Raw genomic sequence first — 15,646 nt, 5'->3', positions numbered from 1 at the left:
TCACGCTTCCTCGGTAAATTCGGGTTCGGTTTGCGGATAGAAATAGCGGTATTGATAGTGTATCTGCGCTCGCGCCAGCTCCGGGCTGGCAAATTCACCCACGCCGTACCAGCCGAACAGGGCGGCACCGATGACCGTGGTTTCAGCCTCATCCAGCACTTTGATCGGGATGTTGAGCAGGTTGGCTTTGATCTGATTCCACAGCGTGTTGCGGCTGCCTCCGCCGACCAGCAATAACTCTTTTGCGCTAAAGTGACCAATGTTTTCCAGCGTATGCAGATTTCTCTGTAGCTGTTCGGTCAACCCTTCCAACGCGGCGCGATAGAAATGCCCGCGCGTGGTATTGAGCGTCACGCCTTGCCAGCCCGCATTCTGACCGTTGAGCAGGTTGCAGTGCATTTTGACGCCTTCGGCGCCGGCCAGAATCAGGCCCGCCTCGTCAATTAACGTCTGCCACGGGGTTTCTGGTGTCCACAACAGCTTACGCACCCACTCCAACACCCCGGACGCCAGCCATTGCATGCCGGGGTTAAAACGGCCAGTCTGGCTATCCAATTCGCAGGTCGAACCAGGATGTTGACTAAGCAGCCGTGTGTCTACCGCTGCGCTGCGCACCATCAGAATTTCCCATGTACCTGAAGAGAGCACCGGTTCATCTTGGTCTGCGCCAGCACCAAACAGCGCGAACTGGGTATCGTGCCCGGTAGCGATAACCGGGATTCCCGCCGGCAACCCCAGTGTGTTTGCCGCCGCTGGCCGCAGTGTGCCAATCACGTCGCCGGCCGCCACCAGGCGTGGAAACAGGCGGCGAGGGAGGCCGGTTGCCTGCAAAATTTTCGGGCTGAAGTCACGTTGCTGAATGTCCAACATCTGGCTGGTGCCGGCCATGGTGATATCGGTGGTGAATTCGCCGGTTAAACGCTGGTTGATCAGCGAGGAAATAAACAGCCAGGCGTGTGCCTGCGCCAGCAACTGCGGGTGATGTTGTTTAAGCCACACCAGCTTGTACAAGGTATTGAAACTGAAAGCCCCGACGCCGGAAATCTCCTGAAGCTGCTGCGGTGGCATAACGCGGCGGATATCTTCCATGATGGCCGCCGTGCGCGGGCATTTCCAACTGATGACCGGATAGAGCAATTCACCCTGTTTATCAACGAGTGCACCGTCCACACCGAAGGTGGTTACCGTGATGCCGCGAATACGGCACGCTGCCAGCTCTGCGCTGATTTTTCTGCAACAGTCGGCAAAGCGTTGCAAAATTGCCTCCAGCGACCATTGATGCCAGTTGCCATTTTCTGCGGCGCGTTCGCTGGCATTGGCAACCGAGGCGCGCGTGATGATTTTTCCCTGGCGATTGACGGCGATGGCTCGCACATTGGTGGCACCACAGTCGAGCACCAGCATAACGTCTTGTTTCATAACCGCTCCTGAAACAAAAAAGACGCCCTCCCTACGGCCGGAGGGCGTGACGGATTAACGTTTGTAGATCGGGCCGTAATTCTGGCAGGCGCGATAGTCCTGACCCTCGCTATCCATGCCGTGCGCCGCCCACGCCGAAGGTCGATAGATGTTGGCTTCATCCACGTTGTGCATGCACACCGGGATCCGCAACATCGCGGCGAGGGTGATGAAATCGGCACCCACGTGACCGATGGTCAACACGCCGTGGTTCGCGCCCCAATTCGCCATCACCGAATAGACATCGGTGAAGGGGCCCTTGCCGGTGAGGCGTGGGGCAAACCAGGTTGTGGGCCATGTGGAGTCGGTGCGTGCATCAAGCTGGTCGTGCACGGTTTTGGGCAATTCGACGCTCCAGCCTTCAGCAATCTGCAATACCGGCCCGAGCCCCTTGATGATGTTGACTCGTGTCATGGTAAACGGCACACCGCCTTCGGTCAGGAAGCGAGAAGAGTAGCCGCCACCACGGAAGTATTCATGGATCGCCGGGCACCACTCTGTGGCGGCCAGGCAGGCGTCGGCCTCTTGCTGGGTGATTTCCCAGTGTGGCTTCATGGTCGGTTTGCCTTCGCTGTCGCGCTGCGCGCAGGAACCATCCAGTGCGGCAGAGCCGGAGTTGATCAGGTGGATGATGCCATGCTCGGCCAAACCGCTCAGTGACTGACCCGTCACTCGTTTAACCGCCTCCGGTGACCAGTAGGTGCGCACATCGGCAAACACCTGGGCAGTTCCGGTTAGCTGATGGCCCAGCAACATCGCAACACCGTTAAGGCTGTCGTTTTCAGTGGCCACGACAAAAGGTTCACGCACGCCATTCCAGTCAAACGAGCTGTTCAGCAACGCCTCAGCGGTGTCACCATTGGGGTATTGATCGGTCCAGTGGCGTTGTCCCTGGAAACCCGCCGCGATGGCGTTATAGCCGAGCGATTCTTCCACCAGACCTTTTTCCGCCAGCGTCTTATTGCCTTGCATCATGTCGCGGATACAGATTGCCATCAGCAGGCCCTCTTTCAGCACGGCGTGGCTCTGCTCGGCGTTACGTTTATACTGCTGCGCATTCTTGTCTTCGCCATAGCGGAAGTGTTTATCCGCCCAGGCTAAGGCCATTTCCAGTTCGGCCTCATCATAGATCTTGTGATCGATACGGCGGCGCAGTTCTGTCATATCGACGGACTGGACTTTCATGCCGAGCCAGGATTCGAAGAAATTATGATCGACGATGGAACCGGCAATGCCCATCGAGACACCGCCGACCGAGAGATAGCTTTTGCCTTTCATGCTGGCAACGGCCAAACCGGCACGCGTGAAGCGCAGCAGTTTTTCTTCAACGTCGGCAGGAATCGAGGTGTCGTTGGCATCCTGAACGTCATGACCATAAATGGAGAATGCGGGAAGGCCTTTCTGGCTGTGTGCGGCCAGCGCCGCAGCCAGATAAACCGCCCCCGGACGTTCAGTGCCGTTGAAGCCCCAGATGGCTTTCGGGCGCAGGGGATCCATATCGATGGTTTCACTGCCGTAACACCAGCACGGCGTTACGGTAATGGTGACGCCAACGTTCTGGCTGCTGAATTTTTCTTCGCAGGCGGCGGATTCCGCCATGCCAGCAATGCAGGTATCCGCAATCACACACTCAATATTCGCACCGTTGGCATGACGGAGTTTTTCGGTAATCAACGCGGCGGTGGCTTTTGCCATATTCATGGTTTGCACGTCGAGCGATTCTCGCACCCCCATACGACGCCCATCGATCACCGGACGAATGCCAATTTTGGGTAAATTACTTTTTTTCATCACAATTCCTCACGTTATACGGATAAAGCGTTAGTGGGTTGCCGTTTGTGAACGGAAACGGGCAAAAATAAAGATGATGGCGAAGCAGGCCGCTGGCACCAGTTCGGCGGTTGGGATATTGCCAGCGGCATCGCTGACAAACCCCATCACCGGCGTAACGATGCCGCCACCAATGATGGTCATGACGATAAAGGACGAACCGTATTTGGTATCCTGTCCCAGCTTTTTGATACCTAATGAAAAAATGGTTGGATATTGAATCGACATAAACGCACTGCACAGGGTCAGGGCCAACAGCCCGAGATGCCCACCGCTGACTGCCGAGAGGAGGCACAGCATCATGGCGAGCAGGGCATAGGCCGCCAGTACTTTATGTGGTGCAAAACGGCTGATGAGCCAGGTGCCGGTGAAGCGGCCGATAAAGAAACACACCATGGTGCCCGTTAGATAGTTGGCGGCGAAACCGGGCGTCATGCCGGGGATCTCTTCGATGGCGTAGCGAATCAGATAGCTCCAGCAGGCGGTTTGTGCGCCGACGTAGCAAAACTGCGCTAGCACGGCCCAGCGCCAGTGACGAATGCGAACCAGACGAGTAAACGATGCACTGAACGATCCTTGCGCGCTATCAGGGTGCTCCTCACTTTGCAGCGTAGGGAATTTGGCAAACACGATCAGCAGTGCAACGATGAGTACCACCGCAACAATAATCAGATAAGGGGTTTGCACCGATAACACCAGACTGTGTTTATAGGCACTGAGTTGTTCTGGTGCCATATTATCAAGCACCTCCTGCGGTTGGTGTGGCACATTGGATAAAATAAGACTTTGCCCAAAGACCACCGCAATAATAGCGCCGAAGGAGTTGAAGGTTTGCGCTAAATTGAGACGAAAATGCCCACCGCTTTCTGGTCCTAATACCGTTACAAAAGGATTGGCTGCGGTTTCAAGACAACCGAGTCCGGCAGCAATAATAAACAGCCCAATCAGGAATAACGCGTAATTCATCATCTCGGCGGCAGGCCAGAATAAGGCGGCGCCAACCGCGTACAAAAATAGCCCGGTAATAATCCCTGCTTTATAACTGAGCTTTTTCATCAGAATCCCTGCGGGAATGGGAATGATAAAATAACCAAAATAGAAAGCGGATTGGATCAACCCAGCCTGAAAATTTGTCAGGGTAAAGGCCTGCTGAAATTGCGGTAATAGAATGTCATTCAAATTATTGGCGACCGCCCAAAGAAAAAACAAAGAGCAGAGCAGCGCGAATGGAATGATGTAACGCTTTGTTTGTCCTGTATCCACAGCCCGGAAGCTCTGCGTTTGTATCGTTGTGTTTCCCATAGCAACCTCATCAGTTCAGAAGGGTGTTCAACAGCCATTGGCGTGCAGTTCGCATTCTGTTCGAACCGCAAATTTATGCGAGTTCGGGGATGCACCGGATAAATAAATCAATACGCCGGGTGAACGCATGAATTGATTTTCAAATAAACCACGTCGTTTAATATGATGCTTGTCACATTTGACAATGCTTGGTGTTTTTATGTGATTGCCATCACCTTAATTAGCGTAATGGCATGACCGTTTGAGAAAATTATTGCGTAAAACCACATTGGCAATGACCGATTTAATAAAATAGATACAAAACGGGCATTTTTTACGGGTGTTTAAAATGACCGTTTTTAATAATCTTGTTAATAACGGGCGTTTTCAAAATGCGCTGTTGATGGATTCATCTTTTTTTACGTCTAATTAATTGAGTCCCGTCACAAAAAACGGCGATGTAAATATCCTTCTTGCTATTACGCGTGATGATGGTGACTACGAATCTGATTAATTTAATGGAACCGGGTGCGATACTGCACCGGGATTCAGCCACTTTATTGTGAATCACTGAGAGAGGTAATAAATGGAACGCAGCAAATTGGCCAGGCAAATTATTGACACCTGTCTGGAAATGACTCGCCTGGGGCTTAACCAAGGCACCGCAGGGAATGTGAGCGTGCGTTATCAGGAGGGTATGTTGATTACGCCAACGGGTATTCCTTATGAAAAACTCACCGAATCGCACATTGTTTATATCGATGCCAACGGGCAACACGAACAGGGTAAATTGCCCTCCAGCGAATGGCGTTTTCACTGGGTTACGTACCAAACCCGGCCGGATGCTAACGCGGTGGTGCATAACCACGCGGTTAACTGCACGGCGGTTTCAATTCTTAATCGTCCGATTCCGGCCATTCACTACATTATTGCCGCGGCAGGTGGGAATTCGATTCCGTGCGCACCCTACGCCACATTTGGCACGCGTGCGCTTTCTGAACAGGTTGCCATTGCGCTCAAACACCGTAAGGCCACGTTGTTGCAGCACCACGGTCTGATTGCCTGCGAAGAAAATCTGGAGAAAGCCTTGTGGCTCGCGCACGAAGTGGAAGTGCTGGCTCATCTCTATCTCAGTACGCTAGCCATTGTCGATCCGGTACCGGTATTAAGCGAGGAAGAGATTGCCATTGTGCTGGAAAAATTCAAAACCTATGGCTTGCGCATTGAAGAATAAGGTGGCATCAGGCAGGTTGCTGCGGTGTTTGCACTTAACGGTAACCACAGGGCGTGGTCACGCGGCGGCTTTTATCAGGCGATGAACACCCGGGTTAACCGGGTGTTCGGTCACGGTATTTATGCCGGTTCACGTTGGCTTATCATCAGCGCTAAATCGACAAGGCGGTTTGAAAATCCCCATTCGTTGTCGTACCAGGCGAGGATTTTGACCATATTGCCACCGATAACCAGCGTCGATAGCCCATCAATGATGGATGAACGCGGATCGCCCTGATAATCGCTCGAGACCAACGGCTCGTCGCTATAGCCGAGAATGCCCTGTAACGGGCCGGAGGCAGCCGCCTGACGGAATGCGTCGTTGACCTCTTCTACCGTCACCTCGCGCTCAAGGGTCACCGTGAGATCGACGATTGATACCACAGGCACCGGCACGCGCAGGGAATAGCCGGTCAGCCGCCCATCCAGTTCCGGGATCACTTTCCCCAGCGCTTTGGCCGCGCCACTGGAGTAGGGCACAATCGATAATGCGGCGGCGCGCGCGCCACGCAGATCCTTCTCCGGCTGATCGTGTAATGCCTGGCTGTTGGTGTAGGCGTGTGTGGTATTCATCAGGCCATGTTTGATACCAAAGTGCTGGTGCAGAACCTGTGCCGCCGGTGCCAAACCGTTGGTGGTGCAGCTTCCGTTGCTGATAACGTAGTGCTTTTGCGGATCGTATAATCCATGGTTTACGCCCATCACCACCGTTAAGTCGTCATTCTTGCCCGGCGCAGAGATGATGACGCGCTTGGCACCGCCGCTATCAATATGCACCGCCGCCTTTTCGCGTTCGGTAAAAAGGCCCGTCGCTTCGATAACGATATCCACCTCAGCCTCACGCCAGGGAATGCGTGCTGGGTCGCGTTCGCTGAACACGGTGATGGGGTTTCCATTAACGCGCAACTGCCCGTTGGTGGCTTCAACGGTGGCTGAGAGTGTGCCCAGCAGAGAGTCATATTTCAGCAGGTGGGCCAGCGTTTTGCTGTCCGTCAAATCGTTAATTGCCACAATGTGGATGTCTGGGTTGCCCAATGCGGCACGCAGCACGTTGCGCCCGATTCTGCCGAAACCATTGATACCGACGTTGACCATGATGCACTCCTTATAGGTTGTCTCTGGAGTGACTGTAGGCCATGGCGCTATTGGCGTAAATGACAAAAAAGGATCACATTACGCCATTTTGCGACAATGGAAGCGTTGGCGATATTCGCCGGGGGTTAATTGCAGCTGTTTTTCAAAAATACGACGCAGATTAATGCTGCTGCCAAACCCCGTATTGGTGGCGATCCGCTCCAGCGTGTCGGTAGTTTGTTCAAGATGTTGTCGTGCGGCGGCAAGGCGCGCTTCTGACACATAGCGCGCCGGAGAAACGCCGGTTTCACGGGTAAATACCCGGGTAAAATTACGCGGGCTCATGGCGACTTTTTCTGCCAGCGCTTCCACGCCGAGATCGGCGGTAATGTTGTCGAGTATCCACGCCTGCAAATCGCTTATCGGACCTGAATTGCCGGTTTGGCGCAGATTGTAACGGCTAAACTGCAATTGACCACCTGGGCGACGCAGATACATCACCAGATCTTGTGCGACATCGCGGGCAAGGCTAAAGCCGTAATCCTCCTCAACCAGCGCCAGCGTAAGATCAAAACCAGAACTGACGCCGCCGGAAGTCCAGATAGGGCCATCCTGTATATACAGTGGACCCGCTTCGACCTTTACCTCAGGGAAGGCCGACTGCATGGTTTCCAGCAGTTTCCAATGCGTGGTCGCTCGCCTGCCGTTCAATAACCCACTCTGAGCAAGCAGCATCGCACCGCCGCAAATCGATGCAATGCGCCTAGCATGCGGCGCGGCAAGGCGTAGCCAATCTACGACGGCAATGCCTTCCTGCTCATTTTGCCCACGGCCGGTAATCAGTATGGTGTCGAGCGGCTCTCGGGGATCCAGCTCATGCAGGCGGTGATCCGCAAGCAGATTCAGCCCAGATTGACCGTGGATTACCTGATGCGGCTGTGTGGTGGCAATATTGATGTGATAGCGAGGACGCGCCAACCCGTCAGTATGCAGTTGGTTCGCTTGCATCAGGATGTCGGCAATACCGGCCGACTCAAACAGCATGCCGCCATCGGGAACGATTATCAGGATTTTCTTCATGTCCGAAAAATATACTTTTTGCAAAATAAGTCAAGACAGGGGCGGTGTGTGCGTATTGAGGTCTTTTACTGAGATGCCTAGACCTTCACCACAGCGGCTACCTTGGGAATAGCAAAAAACCGTTAAAAGCGCGCAGCGTTTTATCCTACGCCAGTGGATAAGTTGCGCTCCGCTGTCTACGCTTGTGTCAGCGGTGATAGTTACCGCGCGCAAATGTTTCAATTCAAATTTTTACATAACACATCTTAATGCATCTCTGCGTGCCTGCACGCGGTGTTTTGCCGATAGCTGCGGCCAAAGCACCATGAATAAAAATGCATTTCGGTGAAACCATTCCGTAATAAATATATCTTTATTAAAGGTGATTTCTATGTTTATTGTGACGAATAGGAATGTGAATAAAAATGGCAAGGACTTGAAACTGTTTGGTGATACGGCTAATGAAAATGGTCCTAATGAATTACGATTGGTAGCGGCAGAGAAAAAAGAGGGTAAGTGGACGGTTAATATTCTTCCCGATAAGATAACTGAGAAAATGAAAACGGAAGTTAATCTGACTGACGCCGGTGTGACTTATTATGCCAGTGATTATGTTGCTGCCGTTTTGTTTAAAAAATTACAGGCAGAGAAAAGAAATTTGCTGTTTTTTGTCCATGGTTATAATAATAACATAGAGGATGTGCTGGAACGTGCAGCACGGCTGGAAGCACTTTATAATGTTGAAGTGTTGGTTTTCTCTTGGCCAGCCAATGGGGGCGGCGTATGGGGTACGGCCTCATACCTTAGCGATAAAAGAGATGCGCGGGCCTCAACGGGAGCCCTCGAACGCTGCCTGGGCCGCATGGCAGCACTGTTCAGGGAACAGGTGGAAAAGGTAAAAATTGAGATTGTAAAAAAAGTCGATAAACAACTTGGGAGCAATGCTTCAACGGAAAAGCGTAATGCATTGATCATGCGGCTACAGGAAGATAAATGCCCAATATCCATCAATATGATGACACACAGTATGGGCAACTATTTGTATCAATATACCTTGTACCCTGAGAGTTCAAACGCACATGAACTGCTGTTCGATAATGTCATATTGGCGGCTGCTGATGCCAATAATAAAGATCATAAACAATGGGTGGATAAAATACCCTGTCGTAAGTCTGTCTACATCACGATTAATGAAGATGATAGTGCGCTGAAATTATCAAGAGCAAAATTAGGTGAGCAACAATTGCCACGATTGGGTCATCATTTGCATAACCTTGATGCAAAACAGGCCATTTATGTAGACTTCACAGAGGTTGTTGGCAGCAGTCATGCGTATTTTGAAGGTGATGCGGTCTCAAACTCAAACAGCTCAGCATTTCGTTTTTTCGATCGCGTTTTTAACGGTGAAAGCGTTTATGACGAACTGTCATTCAACGCCGGGATAAACTGCTATCGCCTCAAGTAAAACAGCGTGAACATCAGTGTGTATCAACACCCGGCTTGGCCGGGTGTTTTCTTATGCTATAAATCTCTAAGCCTGCTGACACTGCCGGAGTGTTCGGGCGTGCTTATTACAAATCAGCCAATCAGTAGGGGCAGTCTAGGATCCGAAATAGTACAGACCGTAGCCCACCACGGCGGCCCAGAGTAGCAACGGCAAAGAGTAGAAATGAAAGCGCCACCAGATACGGCGATCGTTGGCCATACGTAGAGCGATCAAATTTGCCAGCGAACCTGGCAACAGACCGAATCCCCCCACGTTTACCGCCCAGGCGAGTAGGGTGTCTGGCGGAACGTAATTCAGTAGCAAAATGGTGGCAGGCACGTTACTGATAAACTGCGACAAACCAATGGCTGTCAGCCACAATTCAGCCGGTGACAGATACCGGGTACTACTGAGAACATCGTGAAGCGCAGGTAGCTGTATTAGCAAGTGAACGTCGATAAACATCGCCATAAAAACCAGCAGCAGAGTCCAGTCAACCGTCAGGATGACCCGGCGCTCGAGCACTAAAAATCCCGCTGCCACCAGTGCCAGCCCCCACAGCTCCTGTTTTAATTCCAGTGCGGCGATAAAGATCAGATAAAAAACCAGACAGCACCAGACGAGTCGAGGTTGCCAGTCCACACTTTTCTCACCGCTAAGATAATTAAGCGTTTTATCGGGGAAGCAGAACCAGCACAACACCAGTAATGTCGCCATCATTGCCAGCGCCAGCGGCGTCATCTGCCAGATGAAGGCCAGAAATGATAGATCTGAACGTCCCCACAGCAAAATATTCTGCGGGTTGCCAATCGGGGTGAGCAGGGAACCGGCGTTAACTGCCAGCGCTTCAAAAATGATCAGACGATTGATCGGTATTCTGCACAACTTCTTTAAGGTGATCGTCAGCGGCACCACAATAAACAGCGCCACATCGTTAGTCAGAAAGGTAGACAGTGTCGCGGCGGCCAGCATCATAAATATCGCCAGTCGCCGTTGACTGTGAAAACGCCTCACCATACGACGCCCCAGTACATCAAAATAGCCGCTGAGTTCCACGCCTTTCGTCAATAACATCAATCCGCTCAGGGTGATGATGGTATGCCAGTCAATTGCCCCAGGCCAGGTAGCAGGAGCGAAAGGCACGGCGAAACAAAGACCGACGCCAATAATCAATAACAGATGTAAAAAACGGTCGCGCAGTAAGGCGCGGAAAAAAGGCATACTCATTCAGACGGCAACCCTTGTTGCAAGGTGTAAAAAGAAAACACTCAAGTATTTCTGCGCTGACGGGGTGTTTCATCCCTTCCGTATCGGATGACTTCCAGGTTTACACCATGAAGCTGCGGCAAAAGAGTAATGACTGGCGACCCTCTCTGTCAATGCTGGGCCCATTACCGCACTGTGCCCACAGTGCCCGTTGCCAAGCTAGCAAGGCGGATGGGCATTACCCGCAATGTCCGCATAGTCAATCGACACTATTCATTTTTTATCAATGGCTTAGCTGTATTCCTGTAGAAAATTTTGCGCGCATAACGTTGACGAATGGTAGACTAAGTACACATTCATTTTATTGGCCCACCACGTCATGATCGTAGTCACCACGCCAAGACTTGTCATTCGTTCTTTCAGGGAAAAAGATGCCCTGTCACTGCTAGACTACCTGTCTTCGCCGCGCACTCCCTGTTTTCAGGATGAAAAGCTGAGCTCACTCGCAGAAGCACAGGAAGAGGTTACCAGAAGAGCCGCTGATCCCAGCCAGTTTGCCGTGTGCCTCAAAGAGAATGACACATTGATCGGGCATCTGTTTGCCGATAACAGAGAAGAGCCGGACAGCAATACCTGGTCGGTTGGCTGGCATTTTAACCACCATTATGAGGGACAGGGCTTTGCGACGGGATCTGTCTCCGCGCTGTTTCAGTACTTGTTTACTGAAAAAGAAGCTCGGCGCCTGTACGCCTACGTTGAAGACTACAATCTCGCCTCTCAGCGGCTTTGCGAACGTCTTCATATGCGTCGCGAAGGGTGTTTCAAGGAGTTCGTTTCGTTTGCAGGGCAGAATGATGAGGCAAAATACGATGACACCTACATCTATGCGCTACTTAAGAAGGAATGGGCATAAATAAGTTAGGCAGAAGCAACCTCTCTGAATCGTTCACAACTCGCCACGATCGCGCAACGTAGCCAATGATGAGCCGGATCGGCATTCTTCCTGAAATGCCAGGCTTGTTCAAACGCGAAATCGGGAAGTTCAAGAGGGGGGTTAAAGCGACAAAGAGCATCATGACAATCTTCAGGTGCCACGGTACGGCTGGCGATGGTTAATACCAGGTCGGTTCCGGCAAGCAGGTTTACTGCGGCACTCCAATGAGGAAGTGCCACACAGACGTGTCGTTTTAGCCCCTTGGCAATCAATGCTTTTTCAATTTCATCAACCGTATCCGGCAGCGTTGCCAGTTGTACGTGTGGCTTCGCCAGCCACTCTTCCAGGGTCAGATCACTACGCACAGGCAGAAAGCGCCTGTCGGCAAGACAAATAAACGCTTCAGTGAAAAGCGTCTCCTTCTGAATACCTTCGACAAAATTTGGGAAAACGCCCAGCGCAAGATCCACTTCACCATCTTCAAGTTGTGCCAGCATCATTTCTCTACTGGCTTGAATAATAGCCAGATCCATTCCCGGTGCATGTTGTCGCAGATGAATCACCAAAGAGGGCAATACTATCCTTGCGGCGTAATCGGACATCGCTATCCTGAAGCGTCGTTTTGCCGTATAGGGGTCAAATACGGAAGGCGCTAACAGGCTACTCAACCCCTGAAGCAAAGTTTCAAGCGGAGGAAGCAGGGCGTGAGCCTTGGCCGAAAGCGTCATTTTTCCGTTCTTACGAACCAGCAAGGGATCCTTGAAGTGAACTCTCAGTTGTGCCAGCGAGTGACTCACCGCCGGCTGGCTGCGATGGAGCCTGAGCGCCGCGCGCGTAACGTGTTTCTCAGCGAGCAGGGCGTGTAACGTCAGGAGCAGGTTAAGATCAATTTTCCGCAAAGCATCCATTTCATGCATGTCCTGTATATAAATTACTAATTTCAATAAATATAGCTAATAGTGAAAGATGCCTCTATCGCATTATTCTTTTTCTGGAGGTATTACATGTTGATTAAAGTTATCGCCTTATCGCTTATCCCGACAGGAACTGCGCTTTTAGCCGGCGCGTTGTTGCCGTTTCAGGTAGCGAGTAATGCTGCGGTAGGTAAGGCACTGGGACACCCGCTGTGGGGGGCACTGGTCTCGCTCACAGTCAGTATGCTTGTGCTATTACCGCTGCTGTGGTTTTTCAAAGCACCGGGCCCTCGTCTGAGCAGTGCCCTGGAGGGGCCCTGGTGGCTTTGGATTGGCGGTGTATTTGGTGCACTTTATGTCGTCAGTTCAACAGCCTTAACACCAAAACTCGGCGCTGCCAGTTTCCTTGTTCTGGTGGTGGCGGGTCAGACGATCGCGGCGATACTTGTCGATCAGTTTGGTTTGATGGGGCTCGCACCACGCCCCGTCACGCTAGCCCGAGTAGCCGGTGTGATACTCATTATTGCCGGAGCCGTTCTCATGCAGCATACGGGAAAGGGAGGAGGAGGGGCAGAACAGACGCCTGCTTCTGCTTCTACCACGTTGCCAAGAGTCTCATGTCGCTAGCAGTGCTGCTAAACGTTTCACCGCCGCTTGTGCTTCTTCCGCGCAGGTAAAATTAGTAAATCCCATGAGTAGCCCGTTCTGCTGCGGGATCCCTGCATCCCATTCGCTGAGCGCCTTAACACCAAGCCCTTGTGCTTGGGCTGCCATCACCAGTGCCTTATCGGATTGTTGTTCGTTCAGGTAGGCCATAACCTGTATCCCCCCTGCCTGAGGCTGGATGTGCAAAGAAGGGCCGAAAATGCTTTCAAGTGCCTCTACAAGATAACCACGCCTGACGGCGTACAACTGACGCATTTTGCGCAAATGGCGGGCAAAATGCCCCTGTTGCATGAATGCAGCCACCATCGCTTGTGGCAGAATCGAACCCGGACCGGGCCAGTGGTTAACTGCCTCGTGAAAGGTCAGTTGCAGAGAGGGGGGCACCACCAGATAGGCCAGACGTAAGCCGGGAAAAAGGACTTTACTGAAAGTGCCGGTATAAAGCACGCGTTGCTCATGATCGAGGCTTTTGAGGGCCGGTAGTGGGTGGCCGTGGTAACGGAATTCACTGTCGTAGTCATCCTCGATGATCCAGGCATCTTTTTGGTTCGCCCATGCCAGCAACGCCAGTCGTCGGGGTAAGGACAGCGCGACGCCTGTGGGGCTTTGGTGTGAAGGTGTAACGACGGCAAAACGTGCATTCGGTGCCAACTGCTCTCCGGTGGCAACCTGTAGCCCCTCTTTATCCACCGGAACGGGTGTTAACTCCATCCCCATTTGCTGCAGAAAGTCTCTGCCGGGAAAATAGCCGGGATTTTCATACCAACCACGGTCGCCTGTCCGTAAAACGGTGCGACACAGCAGCTCAAGCGCTCCCTGATAGCCGATGGTAATAAACACCTGCTCCTGCGTGCAGGCGATACCACGAGAAATACCCAGATAGGTGGCGATAGCTTCCCGAAGCGGCGCATATCCGGCCGGATCGGGCTGATTCATCATCGATGACTCAATCATGCGCAGTGTTTGTCCCGACAGACGAGACCATATTTTCCGTGGGAACGCGTCCAGTGCCGGTACACCTGGCTGAAACGGTAAAATATTCCTCACCAGGCGCGTCTGATAAGGCTGCGCTGCTGAGGTTCGGCGTTGTTGTAACGGATTTCCGGCGTTCGGCAGTGTCGCCAGTTGAGGCGAGACCCGGGTACCTGCCGCTCCCTTCGTCACAATATAGCCTTCGCTGACCAGCATCTGATAAGCCATTTCCACCGTTCCCCGTGCTACATGAAGCTCACTGGCGAGATTGCGTATTGAGGGGACGCGTTCCCCCGGGCGCAACCGACCGGCAGTGATGGCATCGCGATATCGCTGATAAAGCTGCAAATAGAGCGGCGTGTCCGGCTGCCAACTGGACGTTGGCATCAGTGCTTCCACGTTATATGTCCTGGTAGTTTAGGTAATTCTTGTCACTGTAGCATAGGTCATTGCGGCGATATATTGCCGCCAGTAGACAGGAGGAACGAATGGCGACATTTGAAGTACACAAGGTTGAAGGCGAACTGGCGCTTCATGCCGCGTACCTATTAATGCGGGAGTTGCGACCACACCTGACCGATGCAGAGAATTTTATAGCCCGTGTTTACCGTCAGGCTGAACAGGGTTATTGCTTGCTGGGCATCTGGCAGGATCAAGCGCTACTGGCTCTGACCGGCTACCGGCTCTCGGAAAATCTACTGTACGGGCGTTTTCTGTATGTTGATGATCTTGTGACGGCACCTCGCGCCCGCAGCCACGGTCTGGGCGCGAAATTAATCGATGCTCTGCGCGAAGAGGCGCGCTGTCAGAATTGTACTCACCTGGTGCTTGATACCGCTTTAGGTAATGCGCTGGGCCAACGTTTCTACTATCGACAAGGCTTGCTGGCGGCAGGCATGCACTTTCGCCAGTCCTTAGCATGACGTTTTTTTATAACCGGAGATAACCTGATGAACACCCCACAACGTTTACCGTATTACACCCTTTCCCCGGAAGCCTATAACGGGTTTGCTGAGACCAAAAAGGCACTGAGTAAGAGCAGTCTTGGGAAAGCGCTGATTGAGTTAGTCTGGCTGCGGACCTCCCAGATTAACGGCTGCGCATTTTGCCTGGAGATGCACGCCAAAGCCTTGCGCGCTGACGGTGAAAGCGCCGCGCGACTGGATAGCCTGGCAGGATGGCGCGTCAGCGAATTATTTAGCAAACGTGAACGCTCCGCCCTCGCGTGGACGGAGTCTCTGACGCACGTAGATAAAACACATGCACCTGACGAGGATTATGCTCCTCTGGAGGCCTATTTCAGCGAAGCTGAAATTTCCGATCTGACCTTTGCCATTGCGCTGATGAGTGCATTCAACCGTCTGGCGATCGGCATGCGTCAGTAATCCTTACGTCTGGTTCAGGGAAACGCCGGAATGGGAAAAAGAATATATGAGTGTTCTGCATATCGATTGCAGTCTACGCCAGCGCTCCTGATCGCTTTTAACTGCCGGT

14 protein-coding genes are annotated in these 15,646 nt (G+C 52.3%); 6 read left to right on the top strand and 8 right to left on the bottom strand.

Annotated elements, in window-relative coordinates; all coding sequences use genetic code 11:
* From fucK to fucP, 3 genes are read right to left on the bottom strand one after another with little or no spacing between them, the layout of a single operon-like run.
* Positions 1–1,419 (bottom strand): L-fuculokinase, encoded by a 1,419-nt coding sequence (gene fucK, locus J5069_RS04680; RefSeq protein WP_264642752.1) that lies wholly within the window; start codon positions 1,417–1,419, stop codon positions 1–3.
* 54 nt (positions 1,420–1,473) lie between these two features.
* Positions 1,474–3,249: an L-fucose isomerase gene (gene fucI / locus J5069_RS04675; RefSeq protein ID WP_264642751.1), complete on the bottom strand. Its 1,776-nt coding sequence runs from the start codon at positions 3,247–3,249 to the stop codon at positions 1,474–1,476.
* A 30-nt stretch (positions 3,250–3,279) separates the two neighbouring features.
* The gene (gene fucP, locus J5069_RS04670; protein ID WP_264642750.1) at positions 3,280–4,590 is read right to left on the bottom strand and encodes an L-fucose:H+ symporter permease; all 1,311 of its coding nucleotides are present in this window, start codon (positions 4,588–4,590) and stop codon (positions 3,280–3,282) included.
* 565 nt (positions 4,591–5,155) lie between these two features.
* On the opposite strand from fucP, the gene fucA reads away from it, so the two are divergent.
* Positions 5,156–5,803, top strand: coding sequence for an L-fuculose-phosphate aldolase (gene fucA, locus J5069_RS04665; RefSeq protein ID WP_264642749.1), 648 nt, complete (start codon positions 5,156–5,158; stop codon positions 5,801–5,803).
* A gap of 119 nt (positions 5,804–5,922) precedes the next feature.
* Here fucA and gap read toward each other — a convergent pair whose 3' ends face one another.
* The gene (gap, locus tag J5069_RS04660) at positions 5,923–6,936 is read right to left on the bottom strand and encodes a type I glyceraldehyde-3-phosphate dehydrogenase (protein ID WP_264642748.1); all 1,014 of its coding nucleotides are present in this window, start codon (positions 6,934–6,936) and stop codon (positions 5,923–5,925) included.
* Positions 6,937–7,014: 78 nt separating this feature from the next.
* A complete protein-coding gene (locus J5069_RS04655; protein ID WP_264642747.1) occupies positions 7,015–7,995 on the bottom strand; it encodes a GlxA family transcriptional regulator in 981 nt (326 codons plus the stop codon).
* Between the two features lie 370 nt (positions 7,996–8,365).
* Between J5069_RS04655 and J5069_RS04650 the strand changes: the two genes are divergently transcribed.
* The gene (locus J5069_RS04650) at positions 8,366–9,439 is read left to right on the top strand and encodes an alpha/beta hydrolase (RefSeq protein WP_264642746.1); all 1,074 of its coding nucleotides are present in this window, start codon (positions 8,366–8,368) and stop codon (positions 9,437–9,439) included.
* A 135-nt stretch (positions 9,440–9,574) separates the two neighbouring features.
* Here the strand turns inward: J5069_RS04650 and J5069_RS04645 are convergent, their stop codons facing one another.
* A complete protein-coding gene (locus J5069_RS04645; RefSeq protein ID WP_264642745.1) occupies positions 9,575–10,687 on the bottom strand; it encodes an anion transporter in 1,113 nt (370 codons plus the stop codon).
* Between the two features lie 358 nt (positions 10,688–11,045).
* On the opposite strand from J5069_RS04645, the gene J5069_RS04640 reads away from it, so the two are divergent.
* Positions 11,046–11,579, top strand: a complete 534-nt coding sequence (locus J5069_RS04640) for a GNAT family N-acetyltransferase (protein ID WP_264642744.1) — start codon at positions 11,046–11,048, stop codon at positions 11,577–11,579.
* A 5-nt stretch (positions 11,580–11,584) separates the two neighbouring features.
* Here the strand turns inward: J5069_RS04640 and J5069_RS04635 are convergent, their stop codons facing one another.
* Positions 11,585–12,508, bottom strand: a complete 924-nt coding sequence (locus J5069_RS04635; protein WP_264642743.1) for a LysR family transcriptional regulator — start codon at positions 12,506–12,508, stop codon at positions 11,585–11,587.
* Between the two features lie 96 nt (positions 12,509–12,604).
* On the opposite strand from J5069_RS04635, the gene J5069_RS04630 reads away from it, so the two are divergent.
* Positions 12,605–13,141, top strand: a complete 537-nt coding sequence (locus J5069_RS04630) for a DMT family transporter (RefSeq protein WP_264642742.1) — start codon at positions 12,605–12,607, stop codon at positions 13,139–13,141.
* Here J5069_RS04630 and J5069_RS04625 read toward each other — a convergent pair.
* Positions 13,130–14,539, bottom strand: a complete 1,410-nt coding sequence (locus J5069_RS04625; protein WP_264643729.1) for a PLP-dependent aminotransferase family protein — start codon at positions 14,537–14,539, stop codon at positions 13,130–13,132. The two genes, J5069_RS04630 and J5069_RS04625, sit on opposite strands and share 12 nt — an antisense overlap.
* Before the next feature lie 101 nt (positions 14,540–14,640).
* On the opposite strand from J5069_RS04625, the gene J5069_RS04620 reads away from it, so the two are divergent.
* Together J5069_RS04620 and J5069_RS04615 are read left to right on the top strand one after the other, a co-directional pair.
* A complete protein-coding gene (locus tag J5069_RS04620; protein ID WP_264642741.1) occupies positions 14,641–15,075 on the top strand; it encodes a GNAT family N-acetyltransferase in 435 nt (144 codons plus the stop codon).
* 27 nt (positions 15,076–15,102) lie between these two features.
* Positions 15,103–15,537: a carboxymuconolactone decarboxylase family protein gene (locus tag J5069_RS04615; RefSeq protein ID WP_264642740.1), complete on the top strand. Its 435-nt coding sequence runs from the start codon at positions 15,103–15,105 to the stop codon at positions 15,535–15,537.
* The last annotated feature ends 109 nt before the right edge of the window (positions 15,538–15,646 follow it).

The sequence above is a fragment of the Candidatus Symbiopectobacterium sp. NZEC127 genome (assembly GCF_025962675.1).
In the GTDB taxonomy this organism is placed as follows: Bacteria; Pseudomonadota; Gammaproteobacteria; order Enterobacterales; family Enterobacteriaceae; genus Symbiopectobacterium.
This window is presented reverse-complemented; position numbering and strand designations above follow the sequence as displayed.

Bases quoted from the DNA above. Each gene is read 5' to 3' on its own strand.
- J5069_RS04635 (WP_264642743.1), bottom strand. From the start codon at position 12,508: ATGGATGCTTTGCGGAAAATTGATCTTAACCTGCTCCTGACGTTACAC.
- fucP (WP_264642750.1), bottom strand. From the start codon at position 4,590: ATGGGAAACACAACGATACAAACGCAGAGCTTCCGGGCTGTGGATACA.
- J5069_RS04615 (WP_264642740.1), top strand. From the start codon at position 15,103: ATGAACACCCCACAACGTTTACCGTATTACACCCTTTCCCCGGAAGCC.
- fucA (WP_264642749.1), top strand. From the start codon at position 5,156: ATGGAACGCAGCAAATTGGCCAGGCAAATTATTGACACCTGTCTGGAA.
- J5069_RS04640 (WP_264642744.1), top strand. From the start codon at position 11,046: ATGATCGTAGTCACCACGCCAAGACTTGTCATTCGTTCTTTCAGGGAA.
- J5069_RS04655 (WP_264642747.1), bottom strand. From the start codon at position 7,995: ATGAAGAAAATCCTGATAATCGTTCCCGATGGCGGCATGCTGTTTGAG.
- J5069_RS04620 (WP_264642741.1), top strand. From the start codon at position 14,641: ATGGCGACATTTGAAGTACACAAGGTTGAAGGCGAACTGGCGCTTCAT.
- J5069_RS04650 (WP_264642746.1), top strand. From the start codon at position 8,366: ATGTTTATTGTGACGAATAGGAATGTGAATAAAAATGGCAAGGACTTG.
- gap (WP_264642748.1), bottom strand. From the start codon at position 6,936: ATGGTCAACGTCGGTATCAATGGTTTCGGCAGAATCGGGCGCAACGTG.
- J5069_RS04630 (WP_264642742.1), top strand. From the start codon at position 12,605: ATGTTGATTAAAGTTATCGCCTTATCGCTTATCCCGACAGGAACTGCG.
- J5069_RS04645 (WP_264642745.1), bottom strand. From the start codon at position 10,687: ATGAGTATGCCTTTTTTCCGCGCCTTACTGCGCGACCGTTTTTTACAT.
- J5069_RS04625 (WP_264643729.1), bottom strand. From the start codon at position 14,539: ATGCCAACGTCCAGTTGGCAGCCGGACACGCCGCTCTATTTGCAGCTT.
- fucI (WP_264642751.1), bottom strand. From the start codon at position 3,249: ATGAAAAAAAGTAATTTACCCAAAATTGGCATTCGTCCGGTGATCGAT.
- fucK (WP_264642752.1), bottom strand. From the start codon at position 1,419: ATGAAACAAGACGTTATGCTGGTGCTCGACTGTGGTGCCACCAATGTG.